This is a genomic window from Alkalibacillus flavidus (genome assembly GCF_040545925.1).
GTDB lineage: Bacteria > Bacillota > Bacilli > Bacillales > Alkalibacillaceae > Alkalibacillus > Alkalibacillus flavidus.
In genome coordinates this window covers 65,470-84,715 of record NZ_JBEPMX010000003.1, presented here as the reverse complement: position 1 = coordinate 84,715, position 19,246 = coordinate 65,470, and the positions used below count along the sequence as shown (strand labels likewise).

The window sequence follows — 19,246 nt, the reverse complement described above, 5'->3', positions numbered from 1 at the left end:
GCTTCTTATCGTAAAGACATGTACGGCGCGTCAAACGGTGCGTCCGGTTTGTCGATCAACGCCTTCACTTGTTTGTCCCGTTGTGCTTGTAACAACGCTTCACAATCCTTTGCGATGTCTAACTTTGATTGTGTCGTATTAATCAATTTCGCCGCACCGACGTCAATAGCGCCGATTGTTTTAGGGTGTTCGTAGTGATAGTAATGAAATGTGACAGGTTTCACCGCGGCCTTCTCAAATTGTTGGATTAAATAGCCGATACCTTTTTGAAACTGAAGCGGCGCTTGTGGGTGTTCGATGGCGCCTTGCGGAAACAGCCATATTTTTTTGCCCTGGGCGATAAGGTCTTGTGTATATAACAACGAGCGAACAACATCTTTCGGCTGATCGCGGTTCACGGAGTAAGCACCTAATTTTTGAAAAAAACGATACTCATTTAAACCAGATTCATTCATCATGATATAATGGTCGTTCTTCGAAAAACGCTCGGTTAATTGAAAGATAAGCAGCCCATCCCACCACGAGCTATGATTAGCAATATAAATCGTTGGCACTTCGGTTTTTTCATCGATATCACCAGTTATGCTGACCGTACTAAAGTGCTTACGAATTAAGTGATATTTTTGATAGAGATAAAATAATCGTTTAAACCCTAGGCGTTTATTGGCTTCGATCATAACGATACCATCCTTCTGCAAGCATAACGGCGACTGCGGTGACGATTAAGATACTAATAACACCTTCACGTGCTGTCAGGATGCCGAAAAATAACACGATGAGCTGAAAGAGCCAAACGCCACGCCGTCGGTCGCGCGCATTCATCGTCTGTTTCGGAATCATGAGACTGACGATAAACGCTAATACAAACCAAGCGATGAAATTCGTCAGAGGAATCCCGTAATAAGCGCCTGAATGCTCCCACCCCCAAAAGCCGAGCTCAATCGCTGCCGGGTCTAAGATCGCATCAATGACAAGCACCCAAAACCCGATTTGTAGTGAGCGGATGACACGGTTCGAACTCGTCGACAAAAATAGGCTGCTATAAATGACGCCAATCCACGCGAACCCGAGTGTAAACGGAACGCCTAGCACTAAAAATCCGAGTGTATCTGTGTACTCATACGTCCCAAACGGAAAGCCCGTCGCTACGCCGATTACTTCAACAGTATAGGTGAGAAGCCCGATTGCGAGGGCGGTTAAAATATTTCGCGTGCTCCAGTCATATAACGCAACAGTCGCGAGCGCAAACAAGATCAGAAAGATACTATTCGAAAAACTTAACCAATCCGGCACTTCCCAAAAAAACATCAGGACAAAACCGATACACGTCCAAATGACGAATGCCATGTAAGAGATTTGCTTCATCGTATCCATCCTATTCATTGATCACACGTAAGAAAAGGCTTGCTTTACGGTCGGCGCTTACAATCGCCCGTTCATGAAACACATGATAATCTTGCTCGCGAACGACTTCGATAATTTCACGGTAATACATTGCAGCGAGTCTGATTGCTAGAGCACTTTCGTCCGGGTATGTGTCGAGTCCGTCTAAGCCTTGCTCAAACCAGTCATCGGCTTGTGTAATTAACGCTTCAATCGCATCGACAAACGCTTCATTAACCACTTGATTATCAAAATCCTCTAGTGTATAGCCGTGTTTCTCTAGTATATCACGTGGTAAATAACGACGGTTTAACTGTTGATCTTCTCCGACATCACGAATAATATTGACGATCTGCATGCCTTTACCTAATGCGATGCCCGCCTCCGTCACCCGTTCAGACGGCGCATCGTGTAAGACAGGAAGGAGCATTTCACCGACAGAGCCTGCTACCCGATAACAATATTCCTCTAAGTCTTCCAAAGTGTCGTAATGCGTCTGCTCATAATCGAGTCGTTGTCCGGCAAACTGTGTGTAAAACGGATCTTTCGTCACGGAGAAATGATGAAACAAAAAGCGCAACGCAGGCCAAATAAAATGCCCCTCCGCGTCGTTTAAATGCGTGAACTTATTTTCCAATTCATCCAATGTATATGGCGACGTTTCCGGCTCATCAACGGCGTCGTCAATCATGCGACAAAACGAATAAATAATGAACACCGCTTCTTTTCGAGGGGACGGTAAATGTTTGAACGCGTGATAAAAACTAGATGAATCCTTTTTCATCATTTGTTCACACGCATCAGCAAAATCTTGACTCAGTATCATATGATCATCTCCTTTTTCTCCTCAAAATGATCCGCCAACAAACGTGCACCTTGCATCACGATCGGAATGCCCCCACCTGGGTGGACTGAAGCACCGACGGTATAAAGTCCTTTAATTGACGGATGCACAACTTGCGGACGAAAAGCTCCTGATTGTTTGAGGTGCGGGGCAATACCAAAGCTGCCCCCCATAAACAACCCACTTTGCTCGGCTTCTTGTGGTGTGCGGATTTTCTTCCATTTGATATGTTCTCGTAAATTCGGAAATGCTCTTGATTCAATTGTCTCTAATGCTTGGTCGACGAGTTGATCTTGTACATGATCCCAATCCATGTTTGGCGTAGCTGGAACAGGGATTAATAAATAGAGCACGCTTTTGTCTGGTGGTGCGGCGTTAGAATCTAAAGCAGTGGGATTAAAGACATAGGTTGAAAGGTCGTTTGATAGAGTATGTGTTTCAAATACCTCTTTCATATGCTTGTCAAACCTATTCGGTAAGAAAAATTGATGCGCCTGCCGATCAGAGAAGCGTTTATTCACCCCTAAATAAACGAGTAAGCAACCTGATGATGGCTGGTATGACGGTTGTTTTTTCGGTGGTTGGTCATCCACCAATTGATCGAGTAACGGGTAATCGCCGTTAAAGATCACGTGATCAAACGGCTCGAATTGCCCGTTTACTTGCACCCCTGTGACTTGGCGGTCTTGTTCATGAATGCGTTCAACCGTTGCGTTTGTGTGAATGCGTATCCCGTGATCGTAACACGCCTGCTCTAAGACCGGGATGAGCGCGTGATAACCCCCTTTCACATACCAAATGCCGTATGCGTGCTCGCTATAGGAAATTAACCCGTACAATGCAGGAACACGGTAGGGTGACCCGCCAATGTAAAGGCTTTGCAGCATATACGTTTGTTTCACTTTATCGTCTTTGAAGTAATGGGATAGAAACGTCGACAAAGATTGGTATGATTGGGATTTGAACACGAACTTTAAGTTTTGAAAGGTTAAGAAATCGCGCATCCGGTGAAAGGCGCGTGATAAAAATGCGTCGTACCCAAAATGATAGATGTCTTTCATATCCCTAATATATGATCTAAATGCATCGCCTGCACCTGGGGAGAAGGCATTCAATTCTTCCTGTTGCTTTAAGGGGTCGCGCCATTTCGTCATCTTCGTCCCGTCTTCAAAAAACAAATCGTATAACGGCTCGCACGGAATCAAGTCTAATGCGTCGCGGGGTACACCAGCTTCATCCAAAATCTCTCGTAACAAGTCAGGTAACAAGACGATCGTTGGGCCTTGGTCGATCGTGAATTCGCCGTTCGTTTCATATGTTAGACGACCCCCGAGATAATCGTTTTGTTCATAAATCGTCACGTTATAACCTTTGCGTGCTAAAAGCAAGGCGCTCACCATGCCACCGACACCAGCGCCGATTACACTAACTGTCATACGTCACACGTCCTTTAGGGATCAAGTTTTGTTCGTAACCACGTTGTGCGGTTAATAGATCAACACTAATCATCGCCGATTGAAAAATCGTCGGTAAGCCACTACCAGGATGTGTCCCGCCGCCGACTAAGAAACAATGATCCACATCTTCAAATTGATTGTGCGGTCGGAAAATCATCATTTGATCTAAACTGTGCGCTAAATTAAACGTCGCGCCTTGATAAACGTGATACGTGTCCTGCCAATCTGCTGGGGTAATAATATGTTCTGCTTCAATATAATCTTCTAAGTTATCGATACCAGACTCTTTGGCGACTGTTCGAATCATATCGTCGCGCAAATCTTGTTTGACTTCATTCCAATCTATGTTGGACGCGACGTTCGGTACAGGCATTAACATATAAAGTGCAGTTTTGCCAGGTGGTGCGAGCGTCGGGTCGATTTGACTCGGGTTATGCACATAGATCGACGGGTCATCAGACAAGATTTGGCGTTCTGTCATATCATCGACGTTACGTTTATAGTCCTCAGCGAATAACACCATATGATGCGGTAAGTCGATTGGGTGATCAATCCCGAGATAGACCATAAATGTCGAGCACGATAATTTTTTCTTGGCTAGCTTTTGCGGTTTGTATGTTGTTAAATCTTGTTCATCGAATAAATGATTGATCGCATAACCGAAATCGGCGTTAATCACGACGTCATCTGCCGTTTCCGTGCGACCGTCAGAGAGGACAACACCAGACGCGCTACCGTTTTCAACCATCACGCGTTCGACGGGTTCTTCGAGATGAATGCGGCCGCCGAATTCCTCAATTACTTCAGCCATCGCTTCACACACACGATTCACGCCACCGATCGGATGATACAACCCATAACGATGCTCCAAAAACGACAAAATCGTAAACGTCCCCGGACAATTCCACGGCGACATCCCGAGATATTTCGCCTGAAAAGAAAACGCCCACTTCAATCGTTCGTCGTTAAAATATTTACTCAAGCGCCCGTGCACCGTATCGAATGCGTTCAGTTTCGGGAGTGCGCGCACCATGTCTTTCGTGAAAAAATCCGTAAACGAACTAAACGGTTGGCGCAACAACTGAATCACACGGTCGAATTTTTTCCCTTCAACGTCTAAAAACTGACGGTAACCTGCTGCATCACCCGGGAATAACGATTCAATCTGCTCAGCTGTCGCCTCAACATCACGACTCGGTTGAAACGTCACATCGCCGAACTTCAACGTGTACAACGGATCAATTTCTCTCATGTCGACATAATCATATAAATTGCGGCCGACGCGTTCGAACACTTCCTCTAACACTTGAGGCATCATAAAAAACGTCGGCCCTAAATCAAATGAATAGTCACCTAGGTTAAGTTTCGACGTCCGCCCACCGACTTGTGGTTGTTTTTCATAAACATCAACGTCATAACCTTTCCGTGCTAACTGCATCGCTGCAGCTAATCCGCCCGGCCCAGCTCCGACAACAATCGTTTTTTTCGACATGCGCATCTCCCCTTTGTTACGACAAACAACGTTCTCAATGAATGTGTTTATTATAACTTTTTGTATAACTTTTGTATAGTTTTAAGGCTTGTTTCATGAAAAATATTCAAATAAAGTCGCGCTAAATGGTTGTTGTGCGTGGTGAATTTAGACAAAAATTGCAGCTAAGTGTGAAAGGTAGAGGATCTTAGGTGTGGAAGGTATGTCAGACTATACCCTTTTAATGAGTTATTAAACGGAACTAAAATTAGTGGATTCCAGCACTTTTTAGAGAGATTCATGCAGTTTTCGTAAGGATTCCGGCATTTTTCAGAGAGATTCATGCAGTTTCGATGAACGTTTGGTTAGGTTTATCTGGAACTTTATAACCAAATCAAAATGTTACTTAATGTCTAAATCGAACACATTTATGTAAGTTTACCGTGTATTACATCTTATTAATGATGCTATATAAAATTAATCGATTCATCATGTAAGTTAAAGATCCTGAAGTGTTGTTTTATCTTACGTATTGTTGTTATATAAGAAAAAATAATATCAAAATGAAAACGATATTAAATTTATTGTATTTTTAAGTAAATAAAATGTTAATTTTTGATTATTTATGTATATAATTAAGTGTATATTTAATTTTCAGAATAAAGGGAATTGAAAGGAAGTTTATTTTGGCTGGTTTAATACTTCGACGATTTATTCAGATGTTTTTTTTACTTATTGGGATTTCAATTATCGTTTTTCTGAGTATGCATTTAGCGCCGGGGGACCCAGCCAGAATTATTGGCGGTCCAACAGCGACAGACTCAGATATTCAACCTCTCGTTGTCCAATATTGGAACTACATAACAAACGTTTTCCAAGGTGATTTAGGTTACTCGTTCCAATCAGGACAATCAGTTAATGAAGCGATCGCAACACGTTTTCCGAATACATTAAACTTAGCCATTGCGAGTATCATCGTGGCGATTGTCGTTGGTGTGACGGCTGGAACTATTTCAGCACTAAAACAAAACTCGTGGTTGGACGTTTTTACAACGACTGGCGCTCTTGCTGGGATTTCGATTCCGAACTTTTGGTTAGGGACGTTACTCATTCTCTTATTTGCGGTGAACTTACAATGGCTTCCGGCTGGGGGATTGAGCGCACCTTTTTGGACAGTTACTGGTATGAAAGAACTGATATTACCCGCAATCACATTAGGCACGGGAGCAGCGGCATTAATCGCAAGGATGACCCGTTCGTCCATGTTAGAAGTCGTACGATCTGATTTCGTCCGAACAGCGCGGGCGAAAGGTGTTCGTGAGCGTGTCATTATCGGAATCCACTGTATGCGAAATGCGATGATACCTGTCATAACGGTAATCGGTATGAATTTCGGCTTTCTATTAGGTGGAACGATTATTGTTGAACAAGTTTTCGCCATTAATGGTGTCGGGCGATTGATGATTGACTCTATCGCAGACAGAGATTTCCCGATGGTGCAAGGATCCGTCTTACTCGTTGCTAGTTTATTCGTCGTTGTGAATTTAATCGTCGATATTATTTATATCTTCATTGATCCACGAATCAGTATTGACTAAAGGAGGGGCAACATGTCATCAGAAGTCGCGACTAACTCAGTGGACCTCAATCAGCTAGAAAAAGAAAGCTATTTTAAAAGTATTGCCAAACGACTCGTGAAAAATAAGTTGGCCGTAATCGGTTTAATTATTATTGCGATCCAAACGTTGCTAGCCGTTTTTGCTGAATTTATTACCGTGTACGACCCAGCAGAACAAGCCTTGACGAAACAAGAGTTACCCGTTGGTTCAGAAAGGCATTGGCTCGGGACCGACAATCTCGGACGCGATATGTGGAGTCGCATTGTGCACGGTGCAAGAATATCGATTTTAGTCGGAATAGGTGCCGTCGGTTTAGGGCTTGTCGGTGGTGTGTTACTCGGCATGATTGCTGGGTACTACAGGCGACTTGATAATCTCATTATGAGAATGATGGATTTATTGTTTGCCTTTCCTGGTATATTACTTGCGATGCTCGTCATTACGATTCTCGGGACAAGCCTAGTGAACGTCGTCATTGCGATTAGTATTTGGTCGATTCCCGTTTGTGCCAGAATCGTTCGCGGGAGCGTCTTGTCGGCCAAGAAAGAAGAATACATCTTAGCACAAAAATCACTCGGCTCAAGTCATTTGAGAATTATGTTTAAACATATTTTACCGAATATTACAGCGCCGATTATCGTGTTTGCGACGATGAGAATGGCGACCGCTATTCTATCGACGTCAGCATTAAGTTTCTTAGGCTTAGGTGCTCAACCACCAACACCTGAATGGGGCGCTATGATTGCCGCTGGTCAGGATTATATGTGGACATCACCGCATATGACCGTTGTTCCAGGAATAGCGATCATGCTAGTCGTATTCGCATTCAATGTCGTTGGTGATGGATTACGAGATGCTTTAGATCCGAATATGGATTTAAATCAATAAATTTGAAGGGGGAAGGAACATGAAAAAAGTACTGTTTTTGTTCATTTTATTAGTCGGTTTAGTATTAGCCGCATGTGGCGGAGGTCAAGAAGGATCTGATGGAGGGTCATCTGATAGCTCTGGAGAATCAGGTAACGAATCATCTGAAACTAGTGAAGGGGGGAGGCGATTCAACGGTCACGTACGCATCCACATCTGATGTGGTTGGACTGTCGCCTATCTTAACGAACGATAGTGTGTCGTCACGTGTTATTGAACAAATGTATGAAACATTTGTTAATTGCTGACGAGCCGACGACCGCTTTAGACGTGACGATTCAATCGCAAATTTTAGATCTATTAGACGATTTAAAAGATCAATACAATATGGGCGTCGTATTGATCACGCATGATATGGGCGTTGTGGCGGAAGTCGCTGATCGAGTGATGGTTATGTATGCAGGTGAAAAAATCGAAGAAGCGGATGTTGACAGTATATTCAACAACCCGCAGCACCCGTATACTAAAGGGTTGCTTAAATCAGTTCCAAACGTTGATGATAAGGAGCATAACTTAGATCCGATTCCAGGTCAGTTACCAGGTTTGAAAGATCGTTCAACAGCTTGCCCATTTGTGGCCCGTTGTGAATTTGCGATGGATAAATGTGCGACTGATTCACCTAAGACATTTGACGTAGGATTTCAACATACGGTGAGATGTTGGTTACAGGAGGAAGAAGACCATGAGCGAAACGAGTCAGCCAATATTACAACTGGATAACGTGAACAAACATTTCCCGATTCGTGGTGGATTTTTACGACGTGTTCAACATCAGGTCTTTGCTGTGAACAATATTTCGATAGACGTTGAAGCAGGCGATTCGGTTGGCATTGTCGGTGAGTCGGGATGTGGTAAATCGACGTTAGGCAAAACCATTCTTAATTTAGAAGAAGCAACGAGCGGTAATATTTATTTTAAAGGTCAGAATATCACGGATATGAAAGAAAAAGCCTTTAAAGAATTTAAGAAAAATATGCAAATCATCTTCCAGGACCCCTTCGCGTCATTAGACCCGCGCCAACGCGTCGGGGATACACTCGAAGAACCGTTTGTGATTCATACGGATTTATCAAAAGAAGAACGACAAGAGCGCGTGCTCGGGTTACTGCATGAAGTCGGCTTAAATGCATCGCATTATTACAATTACCCGCACCAATTTAGCGGCGGCCAACGCCAACGAATCGGAATTGCCCGGGCCATTGCGTTAAACCCTGAGTTAATTATATGTGATGAGGCAGTCTCAGCATTAGACGTATCAGTGCAAGCACAAGTGCTTAAATTATTACAAAATATACAAGATAAATACGAGCTAACCTATTTGTTTATTTCACACGATTTAGGCGTCGTTAGACATTTTTGTAATAAGATTTTAGTGATGTATTTAGGCCATATGGTTGAGTGGGCACCCATTGATGAACTATATGATAACCCATTACATCCATATACTGAAGCATTACTAAACGCTATTCCACGTCCAGTACCAGGGCGTAACCAAGAAAGAGTCAAGTTGGAAGGCGATTTGCCAAGTCCATCCGACCCACCACAAGGTTGCCCGTTTAATACGAGATGTCCCATTGCGACAGACGTATGTCGGGAAAAGATGCCCGAATGGGTCGAAGTGACAGACGATCATTTTGTTGCTTGTCATCACCGAACGTAATCGTTTGGAGGCATGATATATTGCTATGTTTACCCCCTTTTTTAAACATAGAGAAAAGGGCTCCCGTTGCGGGGGGGCTTTTTTTGGTCCAGGAAAAGCATTATACGTCTAGTCGTACTCGATTCCCTGATGGATCAACTGTGACGGTCGTATTCCCTTCATGTTCGATCGGTGCACCAAATGCTTCAAGTTGGTTTAACACGACTTGTTTGTCATCTTCACCATTTAGTTTTAGCGTGAATGATTTTAGACCTGGTGTCGTCTGAGAAGGTTTGTCTGCACCGACACCATTCCACGTATTAATAGCGATGTGATGGTGGTAATGGCCATCAGCGATAAATAAAGCTTGACCGCCGAAACGACAGACGATATCTAACCCTAATGCATCGGTATAAAACTGCTTCGTTTCATCGAGATCAGCGACATGTAAATGAATATGTCCCATGATAGTTTGCGTAGGTAACCCTTGCCAACCAGCTTCCGTCGCATGTGATAACACGTCACGCGCATCAAGCGGATCGACAGCCATCGCGACTTCACCATTTTCCCACGACCATTCAGATGGATCACGATCAGCGTACACTTCAATCCCATTGCCATCCGGGTCAGCGAAATAAATCGATTCACTTACCCAGTGGTCAGATGCCCCAATTTGGACATTTTGTTCGGCAATATGTTTGATGAAATCAGCTAAATCAGCCCGAGTCGGTAACAAAATGGCGAAATGATAAAGCCCTGCCGTACGACGCGTCTCACGCTTTGGGCTAGACAGTTGATGAATCGTTAAAATCGCCTGCTCCCCATCAGCGCTTAGTGCGACCGTTGATTCGTCTTGACTCAACACACGAAAACCGACCACTTGTTGGTAAAAAGCCGTCGACCGTTCTAAATCTGTTACGTTTATGTCAACATAACTGACATGCTTGACTGGTGCTTGATGAAATTGCATAAGGAGGCATCCCTTGAATTGTTACTTACTTTTATGTAAGTAGATTTAATATAGTAAGTTTAGGGAGTCAAATTATACTGACGGGGTATGGTTGGTATTGAACAATCGCCACTTGTTAAATCTTGTTATTTAAATCATTTGCTTGTAGAGTGGTGTTAAGGTGGTGATATTATGAGTCATAAGCTGAAAGTCGGTGAGCTGCGAGAAGAATATTTGATTGAGGAAGACATTTGGCGGGTGTTCACCGTTGTCCTTTCGAATAAGTCTGCTAAATCTGCTACATATAAATACGCCTTGATCAAAGCTATGATCGAAAACTTATACCAAGTCAATCACCATCACGAACTAAATTATGATCAATTGGCTTATAGCTTTGCGAAAATTTATTGGAACCTGATTATCCATCATGGTTTGGTTAAACAAAATAGTAGTGACCGTAGAGCAAGAGTTGTTACTGAAATGCTAGACTTCCAACACAAACACGGAATTCCAAGTGATTTTAGCTTTGATAAAATCAAGGCCTCATTGCAATTGAAATTAGTGTCCAAAATAAAATCAGTTATGAAAATCAACGTATTCGGCGCGCTTTATGGTGATACAAATGCGTTATTCTATGAATTTGACCATCGAACAGAGTATTTTAGGTTTCATTCAACCGTCCATGAATTCATGTTGAAATATCAGCGATTAATCGTTAATTTAACGAATTATCATATGGCTAAAATGATTGAGGAGTTAAACGAATATCCTTCCACGAGTTATTTGCTTGATAAAGTGGAGAGCATTGCTAAGCGCAGCTCCTTGAAGCCTTATGAAGAGGTATTGTTAAATTACTTTGAAGCAACATGTTTCTATTGCGGTAAAAGTTTAACGCGAGGTAATCGAGCTAGTCACGTCGACCATTTTATCCCGTGGTCCTTTGTTCAGTCGGATCAAATATGGAATTTGGTTATGGCGTGTGGCACGTGTAATATACAGAAGAAAGACAAATTGCCAAAGCGGGATTATCTTGACGACATTATTGCAAGGAACAACCAGCTACAAGAAGTAATCCAGGAGAAAGATCGCGATTCCAGCTTGCGTCATTATCATGATCAAAAGATTGTCTTATTGTACGATTATTCTATTAAAAATGGTTTCGATGATATATGGGTGCCGAACTAACACGTTTATGCTAAATAAGCGTGTTAGTTATCTTTGACTTCTTCTAAAAGAATCCTTTTATCAAATCCACCACGTTCTTTGGCTTTCGTTTGACGCATTTGTTCAACTCTCTCCATATCAGAATTGTTCACTTTAGCTAACGCATGAATAACCTCTAAAACATCTGCTAGTTCCTCTAATAAATCCTCCTGACCTTGAGCTTCGTGCACTTCATTAACTTCTTCATACAGTTTCTTTTTTAAGGCTTCTACATATTCATTTTCGTCTAATATGCGGGTGGAATACTGTTTTTCAGATTTTTCGATGATGGTTGGTATGTAATCACGAACTAACTTTTGATATGTTGGCATGGTCGTCACTCCTTGCGATATTTTACAACCATTGTAAGTCATTTAGTGGTTTGGTTCAATTTGCTTGATAAGTATAAATAGTAATGTTTTGGACACCCCAATACATAGAAGAACTAAATCATAAGGGGTGGTCTGAATGAGAGGATTTTGGATTATGTTTTTGAGTCTTGGGTTGATGTTGGCAGGGTGTGCGACGAATGATAACCCGGATAGTGATTTGGGGATGCAGGATCCCGTTGAAGATAATGAGGAGTTAACAAGTGAGGATGAGGATGGTCTAGCTGATGGTAATCAGATGACGGATGTGAATGATGGGCCTGATGAGTCGGGGGAAGATCCAGATAAGCCACAAGATCGTGATGAGACAGAGGGCGCTGATTATGAGGCTCAAAATGATGATATGCATGACAAGGTGAATGAGATGCGAGCTGAGCGAAATAGTGAGTTGTATCATGGGGTGATTGATTTTGAGTTGGAGATTGAGTTTTTTAATGATCAGGGAGAGTGGAATTTTGAATATGCGATGAGGCCGGATGGGAAGAAGGCTGAGATTGAAATTGATGAACAGTCTGAGCGGGATCGTAAAGGGCGTGTGGCGGTTGATCAGATTGAGGCGATGATTGATGATATTCAGCCGACGCCAGAGTTGTCTAAAGAAGAGGCGTTTCAGCGTGTTTATGATCATTTGAAAGTGATGGAAGAGGAAGTGCGTGAGATTGAGTTGGATGTGGATTTCGATAATGGGGATACGTTAGAAGTGGAACATACGTATCGTTAGGGCTACCTTTTACGTCTCCGTCGTGAAGTGTGCTAGAATGGGAAGAAAGGTTGAATGAACGGAGGCGTTATCGTGGCAGTCGTGACAGTTGATTTTGACGGAACATTGTATCAAGGTGATTCGTTTAAAGTGATGTTTCAAGTGGCGAAACAGGATTATGGTTTGAAAGAATGGTCAGTTGTTGGTGCTGGTTTAGTGAAGAGTGTCGCGTTAGGTTTGGTCAAAGGGAAAGAAGCGTTTAAGCATGAGTTTTTCCGCAGTTTTGCGCGGTCGTTTAAAGGCAAAACGCAAGAAGAATTGGCGGATTTCTTTGATAAATTAGCGCGGCATGATTTAGAGCGTGTGCATTATGAGTTAGTCGAGGTCGTGAAGCACCACCAAGCTCAAGGTGATGAGGTCGTTGTGCTATCGGGCGCGCTTATGCCCTTTTTAAAAGCGTTCACGCGTGAAGTTGGGTTGAATGATGTAGAAACGATCGGCACGCAGCTCGTGTTTGATGATCAAGGGTTGTGTAAAGGTCAGATAGGTCGGATTATTAATGGTGAGGAAAAAGTGACGCAGCTGAAGGCATGGTTAGATAAGCGCGGGAAGAGTGCTGATGACGAAACGCTTTATGCTTATGCGGATAGTGAATCGGATAAGCCGTTGTTTGAGTTTGTCGATTATCCTTATGTCGTCAATCCGGATGAGAAGATGAAAGAAATATCGGTGCAAAAGAGTTGGTTGTTTTTTGAGCCGAGTAATAAGTGATTATGGTGAAGCGGGCGCTCGAGGTGGCGCCCGTTTTCTTATTGGTTGTGGCGTTTTTTGTACATTTGCATTGGGTTGTGTGAATCGTCGGTTAACGGCATGTGGTGCATCGGGTAACTGCGTTCGGACGGGGCTTTTTGTAGATCGAGAGCGACTTGTTTTGATTTACCTAGGCCTGCGTCGACCGCGTCTTCGGCTGATTGAGCGTAATAGGTTGTTTGGATGCCGGCGTAAGACATAGCGGCGTAGCACATCGGGCATGGTTCGCCGCTTGCGTACATCGTCATGTCGGATAAATCATCGGTTTGGAGTTGTTTTTGGGCTTGGCGAATGGCGACCATTTCGGCGTGTCCGCTGACGTCGTGTCTGACGTGGAGTTGGTTGACGCCTTCAGCGATCACTTCGCCGTCTTTGATGAGGGCTGCGCCGAACGGTTGGCCACCTTCCTTCACGTTGTTGGCAGCTAGCTTAATCGTGTGCTCCATGAATTGATCCATTGTCGAGCCTCCTTGGTTGGTGAAGTTGGGTTTATTTTAACACATGAGGGTGGGAGTTGTGATTGTTGAATGAAGTTGCAAGATAAACTTTTAGAAGAGTAGTTTTTTCTGAGATGCTCAGTTTTGGTGACTAACCATAAAAATGTAGTGTGAAATGGATCTTAAAATGTATAACCATTTGATGTCCATTTTTCATGGTTATATCAGTGTTCGTGTGTATTTTGAGTAGTTATGGACATAGGAAAAAGAAATCCCATTCGCAAAGCTATAATAATTATTGCAGACCTACAAAGTGACGTGCAAAAACTAATGTAGGTTTGTTTTGAAAAATGTTTAATCTGCTTCAATTAACGCCTCTATGTTTGTTTAATAACTTTCAGCAATAGATATTAACCATGTTTTGTCTGCTTCATCGTTTGTGAACAGATATTTATAACTTTGCTTGTCGGAGTTTCTCCACTTTAATACATATTCTTTATCCATTGAAATCCAACTCATATCAGCTATTTCATCGTTTTCAATCTTTTCCGTGGGGCCATTATCAAACCTTGATGATGCAATCATAAAAGTAATGTTATGACGTTCCCTTTCGTAGAATACTTTTGTTACGGGGTGTGTGAAACCGTCATTATCGTACGTTATTTTTTCAATGATATATCCTTCTGGCATTACAGGCGTTTTAAATTCACCAATACTTTGTTCTGCGTCTTTTTGGTCTTCAAATGTAAGATGTTGCTCCCCACTACAAGCAACAAGAAGTATAATAAAGGAAAGCAATAGTACTATTTTATTTAACATCACCTCATGCCCCCTAACTTTCACTTCATCGCTTCTTCAACATGACTGTCTGTTAGTTAAATAACGTTTATTAACTTATTTTACCATGTAATGTCACTTATCCTAAAGCTCTCTCAATTATTTATATAATTGGTATTACAAATAACCTTATATTTTAGATTACATTCTTATATGAAAAAGTATGGATGCAGGTTGTAATTTTGTACTCTAAAATTGATCGATTGAGTTATTTTTTTCACAAACTGTCAGTCAGTGCAGTTATCTCAAAACTTAGCGGAATTATTTCAAAAATTAATTGCTTGAAATAAATTTTTCATAATCCCTTGAAAAGTTGTGTTCGATGAAATAAAATCATCATATATATAATAAAACGAAATGAATATTTCATAATGATAGAGGGTGTGAACAATGAATAGTGCACGTGTAGCACAAAGCATGAATTTTGAAGACAAAATCGCGGGTTCAGCGAGAGCGCATGAACAAGCGAGGCAGGTGATTCCAGGTGGTGTGACGGCGAATATTAAACATTTCGCGCCGCATCCGATCGTGATGGATCATGCGTCTGGTAGTCGTTTGACGGACGTTGATGGGAATAACTATATCGACTATTTGCTAAGCTATGGCGCGATGATTTTAGGTCACGGTCATGAACGTGTGAAAGAAGCGGTTTATGAGCAGATCGATCAGTGTGGGTCGTTTGTATTCGGCACGCCGCATCATTTGGAATACAAAATGGCGCAGAAACTCGTCGATATTTTCCCGAGCATGGATCAAGTACGTTTCACCAACTCAGGCTTAGAAGCGACGTTGCTTGCGATTCGTTTGGCGCAGGCGTACAACGATAAGCCGAAAATTGCCAAGTTTGAAGGGCATTATCACGGTGGTTACGACCAAGTGTTAGTGAGTGTGAATCCGAATATGGACGATGCTGGCGAGCATGCTGAGCCGAATTCGGTCGCAGAATCGAGTGGCATGTCAGAACAGGATTTAGATCAGACGGTGATTTTGCCGTTCAACGACTTAAAAGCAACGGAAGCGATTTTGCGTCAGCGTCAGGATGAGATTTCGGCGGTTATTTTAGAACCTGTTCAGAGCGGGTTTATTCCGGCTGATGAGACATTTATGAAAGGGTTGCGTGACATCACAGAAGAACTGGGCATCGTGCTTATTTTTGATGAAGTGAAAACGGGCTTTCGTCTAACGCTTGGTGGCGCCCAGCATCTGTATGACATTGAGCCAGATTTAACGGCGCTCGGTAAAGTGTTAGGCGGCGGATTCCCTGTCGGTGCGCTCGGTGGTCGTTATGACATCATGCAGTTAATGTCGCCTGAGCGTGGCGGTGATATTTTAACGTCAGGTGGTCAACAAGTGACAGACCGCGCGCTGTTCCATAGTGGGACGTATAATGGTCATCCGACTGTGTTAGCCGCTGGTTTGGCGACCATTGACTATTTAGAAGAACCAGGTGTCATGAGTGAGTTGCTTCGAAAAACTGAAAAGCTCCGTCATGGACTGGAAAATGTCTATCATCAGCACGGTTTATCGATGCAAACGGTTGGCTTAGGCACAATATTTAATATAATATTAACGAAGGATGTTGTACGCGATTATCGTAGTTTAACGACGGTTGATATGGAAACGCGTAAGCAAATTGATTATGAATTGCTCGATTTAGGAATCTATACGAAGCCTGGTAATCGTTATTCGATGAGTACGGCACATACTGATGAAGATATTGAAAAGACAATTGAGGCGCACTATATCGCGATTAATCGTGTGTTAAATCGATAGAAGGAGTTGAGTCATATGGCTGATTTATATGAAGTCATGTCGAGTAAACTACAAGATATGAGCAAATCTCAAAGGGCGATTGCACGGTATGTGATGAGCCATATGAACTCTGTTGCGTTTTTGACCGTTGGTGAGCTGGCGAAACAAGTCGGCGTGGGCGAGGCGACGGTGTATCGTTTCGCGACCTATTTAGGTTATAGCGGGTATCCTGAATTTCAAAAGGCGCTCCAAAACGCGATGAAAAAACAGTTAACAACTGTCGAGCAATTGCGCATTTCTGAAGATATTTATGATCGGGACACTCATGCGACGATGGAAATGTTTGAAGAGGAAGTCGAGCGTATTCGGGAAATGTCGCAGCAATTGAATATGGATGATTTTCAAGCGGCAGTGGACAAAATTGTTGGGGCGAAGCGGATTTTTATCGTGGCGAATCGAAGTGCCGTTGCGCTCGGATCGTTTTTAGAGTTTTATTTTGATGTGATGCTAGAGAATGCGGAATTGATTCGCAATCCGCACGGGATATCGGAGAAGTTATTTCGAATCGATGAAGATGATGTGGTGATTGGATTAAGTTTTTCACGGTATACACGGAGTACGGTAGAGGCGCTTTCATTTGCGCATGACAGAGGTACGCAAGTCGTGTCGATCACGGATAATCAATTATCACCGCTTGTGCCATATTCCGATATAGCTTTATATGCACGTAGTGATATGTCGTCCTTAATTGATTCATTTGTTGCGCCGTTAAGCTTGATTAACGCGTTGATTACAGCCGTCGGTCATGAGAAAAGCACAGAAATCGAGCAGCACCTAGAGGAATTAGAAAGTGTATGGGATCGATTTAATATTTTTAGTGATGATCTTGAGTGATGTAGGTGTTGGTTTGCGCAACGATGGGCGAGTTTGAGTCAAGGATGTTCGGAATTGAAGCAAGCGTCATTGAAGTTGATTCAAGCATGTTTGAGGTTGAATCAAGGATATGGGATTGTGATTCAAACTTGTGACAAAATGAAAGAAAAGATAGCGAATAGATAAAGAATCGTCAACCTCCAATTAGTCCACAAAGCTGATTGGGGGGTTTTTAAATCCTTAAAATAATGCGCTATTATTGAAAACATTCTTCTTTGTTTTGAATAGAATTTGAGCAGTCATTATTATATAATGAGGATTAATAGATATAATTTAATGAGAATGACTGCACATATCCCACATTTCAGTTAAAACCTTTCCTTAATGATTCCATTCTTTAATTTTTAATAATATAACTTGCAATTATCGAATTGATAATAGAGGTGGCTTAATTAGTCGCACGAGAATAAATATGATATACGTGACTATAAACGAATGTTTGATCATGATGCTTATAATGATGAATAGATTAGATCATTAGCTAGTCAGCAAGTATATAATTTAAAGAAAACAGTTGTTAGACATGTTACAACGGATATATATAAGAATGGGCAACATTTAATTAGTCAGGACTTTCTAAGCTATGTTGAAAGTTATAAGTGAGGACTTGATGATGTCTACTTCAATATTGTCTATGCGCTTGCAATGAATTATAATGTACCGATTGTAGGACGTGTTAAGAATAAACCATCTATCATTCACAAACTACTAAGAAAACGAAATGAAGACCAAGGTAATTATCCAATTAATAAATACTTAAATGATTTGTTAGGGTTCAGGGTTATTGATCAAAACTATCATGAAAATTTAAGTGATGCTATAAAGTATATTGAGCATTTAAAATCGAATGGTGTGCGTATAATAAATAAAGAACGACATACAAGCGATTATAAAGCCTACCACATTTATTTTATGGGTGAGTCGAATCACTGTTTTCCGATTGAACTACAAATTTGGGATTCTAAACATGAACAATCGAATATAAAGTCGCATGAAATGTATAAAAAGGTTTATACAAATTGGCTATCCAAATATCAGAGGAACGAAAGGAGGTATTGACATGTTTCATCATTTCATTTTACTGCAGAGTAATTTTAGTAAAGGAAAACGAGTTGCATTTCATCGAGTGTCAGATGATATAGAAGGGCTTAAGGAATTTAATCAGATGACTCACGACTTGAAGCATGGTTTTAATGAATTGTCATTTGGTTTTCATCATATTAAAACAAGCTCACAAGATTGGCAATCGGTTATTAAGTATGACCCTTTTTTTGAAGATGTTATACCGATTTCAAGTTTAAGTGTGTTTAAAAAGTATTTATTAGATGACGAAAAGGTCACTGTTTATGACATAGCCAATTTAATCGTTTCAAGAATAGAGTGTACCCATTTGAAGCTCCAAAAATTATTATACCTTTATTATATTGAATTTATTAAGAAGTATGACTACCCATCCTTTTGATGAGCAGTTTGTTGCATGCGAGAACGGCCCGGTTGTGAAGGAAATATATAACCAGTACCAGTCCGGTGATAGTGCGGATAGTAGAAGTATTATTCAAGAGGACAATACTGATCTTATATCAAGCGATGATGATTTTAAATTATCGGTTTATTCGAGGTTTGCTGAATTACCTAAATATAATAAGTATTTGGATGTTCTAGATGAAGTGTTGAATCAGTATGGTCAACTTAAAGCAAACGACTTAATTAAAATAACTCATAGATCTGGGGGAGCCTGGGATTTAACGTCTATAAATGGCTATAAATTAAATCGAGTGATTGATCCTCAATTAGTAATGAAAGGTGAGAGCGATAATAAGAGTATGAAATGAGTTGTTATGTCCTGCTATTCACACGTGAGACAACGTTTGAATAGCAGTTTTTTCTGTAAACATC

At 41.7% G+C, this 19,246-nt stretch carries 21 protein-coding genes and 1 pseudogene; 13 read left to right on the top strand and 9 right to left on the bottom strand.

Annotated elements, in window-relative coordinates; all coding sequences use genetic code 11:
- Window positions 1-5: 5 nt before the first annotated feature.
- The 5 genes from ABID56_RS04370 to ABID56_RS04350 are packed head-to-tail and all read right to left on the bottom strand — an operon-like array spanning window position 6 to window position 5,176.
- Entirely contained in the window at window positions 6-677 is a 672-nt protein-coding gene (locus ABID56_RS04370; protein WP_354219397.1) for a lysophospholipid acyltransferase family protein, read from the bottom strand.
- The gene (locus ABID56_RS04365; protein ID WP_354219396.1) at window positions 661-1,365 is read right to left on the bottom strand and encodes a carotenoid biosynthesis protein; all 705 of its coding nucleotides are present in this window, start codon (window positions 1,363-1,365) and stop codon (window positions 661-663) included. The genes ABID56_RS04370 and ABID56_RS04365 overlap by 17 nt, the downstream gene beginning before the upstream one ends.
- Window positions 1,366-1,375: 10 nt before the next feature.
- Window positions 1,376-2,209, bottom strand: coding sequence for a phytoene/squalene synthase family protein (locus ABID56_RS04360; RefSeq protein WP_354219395.1), 834 nt, complete (start codon window positions 2,207-2,209; stop codon window positions 1,376-1,378).
- A complete protein-coding gene (locus ABID56_RS04355; RefSeq protein ID WP_354219394.1) occupies window positions 2,206-3,663 on the bottom strand; it encodes a phytoene desaturase family protein in 1,458 nt (485 codons plus the stop codon). The genes ABID56_RS04360 and ABID56_RS04355 overlap by 4 nt, the downstream gene beginning before the upstream one ends.
- Window positions 3,653-5,176, bottom strand: a complete 1,524-nt coding sequence (locus tag ABID56_RS04350; RefSeq protein WP_354219393.1) for a phytoene desaturase family protein — start codon at window positions 5,174-5,176, stop codon at window positions 3,653-3,655. Before ABID56_RS04350 ends, ABID56_RS04355 begins: the two co-directional genes overlap by 11 nt.
- A gap of 665 nt (window positions 5,177-5,841) precedes the next feature.
- Here ABID56_RS04350 and ABID56_RS04345 point away from each other — a divergent pair.
- From ABID56_RS04345 to ABID56_RS04325, 5 genes and pseudogenes are all read left to right on the top strand, one after another.
- Complete coding sequence (locus tag ABID56_RS04345; RefSeq protein WP_354219392.1) at window positions 5,842-6,753, top strand: ABC transporter permease; 912 nt, start codon at window positions 5,842-5,844, stop codon at window positions 6,751-6,753.
- Window positions 6,754-6,765: 12 nt separating this feature from the next.
- A complete protein-coding gene (locus ABID56_RS04340; protein WP_354219391.1) occupies window positions 6,766-7,662 on the top strand; it encodes an ABC transporter permease in 897 nt (298 codons plus the stop codon).
- Window positions 7,663-7,681: 19 nt separating this feature from the next.
- The gene (locus tag ABID56_RS04335) at window positions 7,682-7,861 is read left to right on the top strand and encodes a hypothetical protein (protein WP_377946414.1); all 180 of its coding nucleotides are present in this window, start codon (window positions 7,682-7,684) and stop codon (window positions 7,859-7,861) included.
- Between the two features lie 62 nt (window positions 7,862-7,923).
- Window positions 7,924-8,421 (top strand): annotated as a pseudogene (locus ABID56_RS04330) (oligopeptide/dipeptide ABC transporter ATP-binding protein); the annotation flags it as partial.
- Window positions 8,384-9,361 carry an ABC transporter ATP-binding protein gene (locus ABID56_RS04325; RefSeq protein ID WP_354219390.1) on the top strand — a complete coding sequence of 326 codons (978 nt, stop codon included), beginning with the start codon at window positions 8,384-8,386 and terminating at the stop codon, window positions 9,359-9,361. The pseudogene ABID56_RS04330 and the gene ABID56_RS04325, both read left to right, overlap by 38 nt.
- A gap of 100 nt (window positions 9,362-9,461) precedes the next feature.
- Here ABID56_RS04325 and ABID56_RS04320 read toward each other — a convergent pair whose 3' ends face one another.
- Entirely contained in the window at window positions 9,462-10,310 is an 849-nt protein-coding gene (locus tag ABID56_RS04320; protein WP_354219389.1) for a VOC family protein, read from the bottom strand.
- A 171-nt stretch (window positions 10,311-10,481) separates the two neighbouring features.
- Here ABID56_RS04320 and ABID56_RS04315 point away from each other — a divergent pair, with 171 nt between their 5' ends.
- Window positions 10,482-11,474 (top strand): HNH endonuclease domain-containing protein, encoded by a 993-nt coding sequence (locus tag ABID56_RS04315; RefSeq protein ID WP_354219388.1) that lies wholly within the window; start codon window positions 10,482-10,484, stop codon window positions 11,472-11,474.
- A 23-nt stretch (window positions 11,475-11,497) separates the two neighbouring features.
- Here ABID56_RS04315 and ABID56_RS04310 read toward each other — a convergent pair whose 3' ends face one another.
- A complete protein-coding gene (locus tag ABID56_RS04310; protein ID WP_354219387.1) occupies window positions 11,498-11,824 on the bottom strand; it encodes a MazG nucleotide pyrophosphohydrolase domain-containing protein in 327 nt (108 codons plus the stop codon).
- 136 nt (window positions 11,825-11,960) lie between these two features.
- On the opposite strand from ABID56_RS04310, the gene ABID56_RS04305 reads away from it, so the two are divergent.
- Window positions 11,961-12,602, top strand: a complete 642-nt coding sequence (locus tag ABID56_RS04305; RefSeq protein ID WP_354219386.1) for a YusW family protein — start codon at window positions 11,961-11,963, stop codon at window positions 12,600-12,602.
- 54 nt (window positions 12,603-12,656) lie between these two features.
- Window positions 12,657-13,352 (top strand): HAD family hydrolase, encoded by a 696-nt coding sequence (locus ABID56_RS04300; RefSeq protein WP_354219385.1) that lies wholly within the window; start codon window positions 12,657-12,659, stop codon window positions 13,350-13,352.
- Between the two features lie 38 nt (window positions 13,353-13,390).
- Here ABID56_RS04300 and ABID56_RS04295 read toward each other — a convergent pair whose 3' ends face one another.
- A complete protein-coding gene (locus ABID56_RS04295) occupies window positions 13,391-13,849 on the bottom strand; it encodes a nucleoside deaminase (RefSeq protein ID WP_354219384.1) in 459 nt (152 codons plus the stop codon).
- 366 nt (window positions 13,850-14,215) lie between these two features.
- The gene (locus ABID56_RS04290; RefSeq protein ID WP_354219383.1) at window positions 14,216-14,647 is read right to left on the bottom strand and encodes a hypothetical protein; all 432 of its coding nucleotides are present in this window, start codon (window positions 14,645-14,647) and stop codon (window positions 14,216-14,218) included.
- Between the two features lie 408 nt (window positions 14,648-15,055).
- Here ABID56_RS04290 and ABID56_RS04285 point away from each other — a divergent pair, with 408 nt between their 5' ends.
- From ABID56_RS04285 to ABID56_RS04265, 5 genes are all read left to right on the top strand, one after another.
- Window positions 15,056-16,438, top strand: coding sequence for an aspartate aminotransferase family protein (locus ABID56_RS04285; protein WP_354219382.1), 1,383 nt, complete (start codon window positions 15,056-15,058; stop codon window positions 16,436-16,438).
- A 15-nt stretch (window positions 16,439-16,453) separates the two neighbouring features.
- Complete coding sequence (locus ABID56_RS04280; protein WP_354219381.1) at window positions 16,454-17,311, top strand: MurR/RpiR family transcriptional regulator; 858 nt, start codon at window positions 16,454-16,456, stop codon at window positions 17,309-17,311.
- 684 nt (window positions 17,312-17,995) lie between these two features.
- Window positions 17,996-18,409, top strand: coding sequence for a RelA/SpoT-related domain-containing protein (locus ABID56_RS04275; protein WP_354219380.1), 414 nt, complete (start codon window positions 17,996-17,998; stop codon window positions 18,407-18,409).
- Between the two features lies 1 nt (window position 18,410).
- Entirely contained in the window at window positions 18,411-18,812 is a 402-nt protein-coding gene (locus ABID56_RS04270; RefSeq protein WP_354219379.1) for a hypothetical protein, read from the top strand.
- 34 nt (window positions 18,813-18,846) lie between these two features.
- Window positions 18,847-19,182, top strand: coding sequence for a type II toxin-antitoxin system antitoxin SocA domain-containing protein (locus tag ABID56_RS04265; protein ID WP_354219378.1), 336 nt, complete (start codon window positions 18,847-18,849; stop codon window positions 19,180-19,182).
- Window positions 19,183-19,246: the final 64 nt, after the last annotated feature.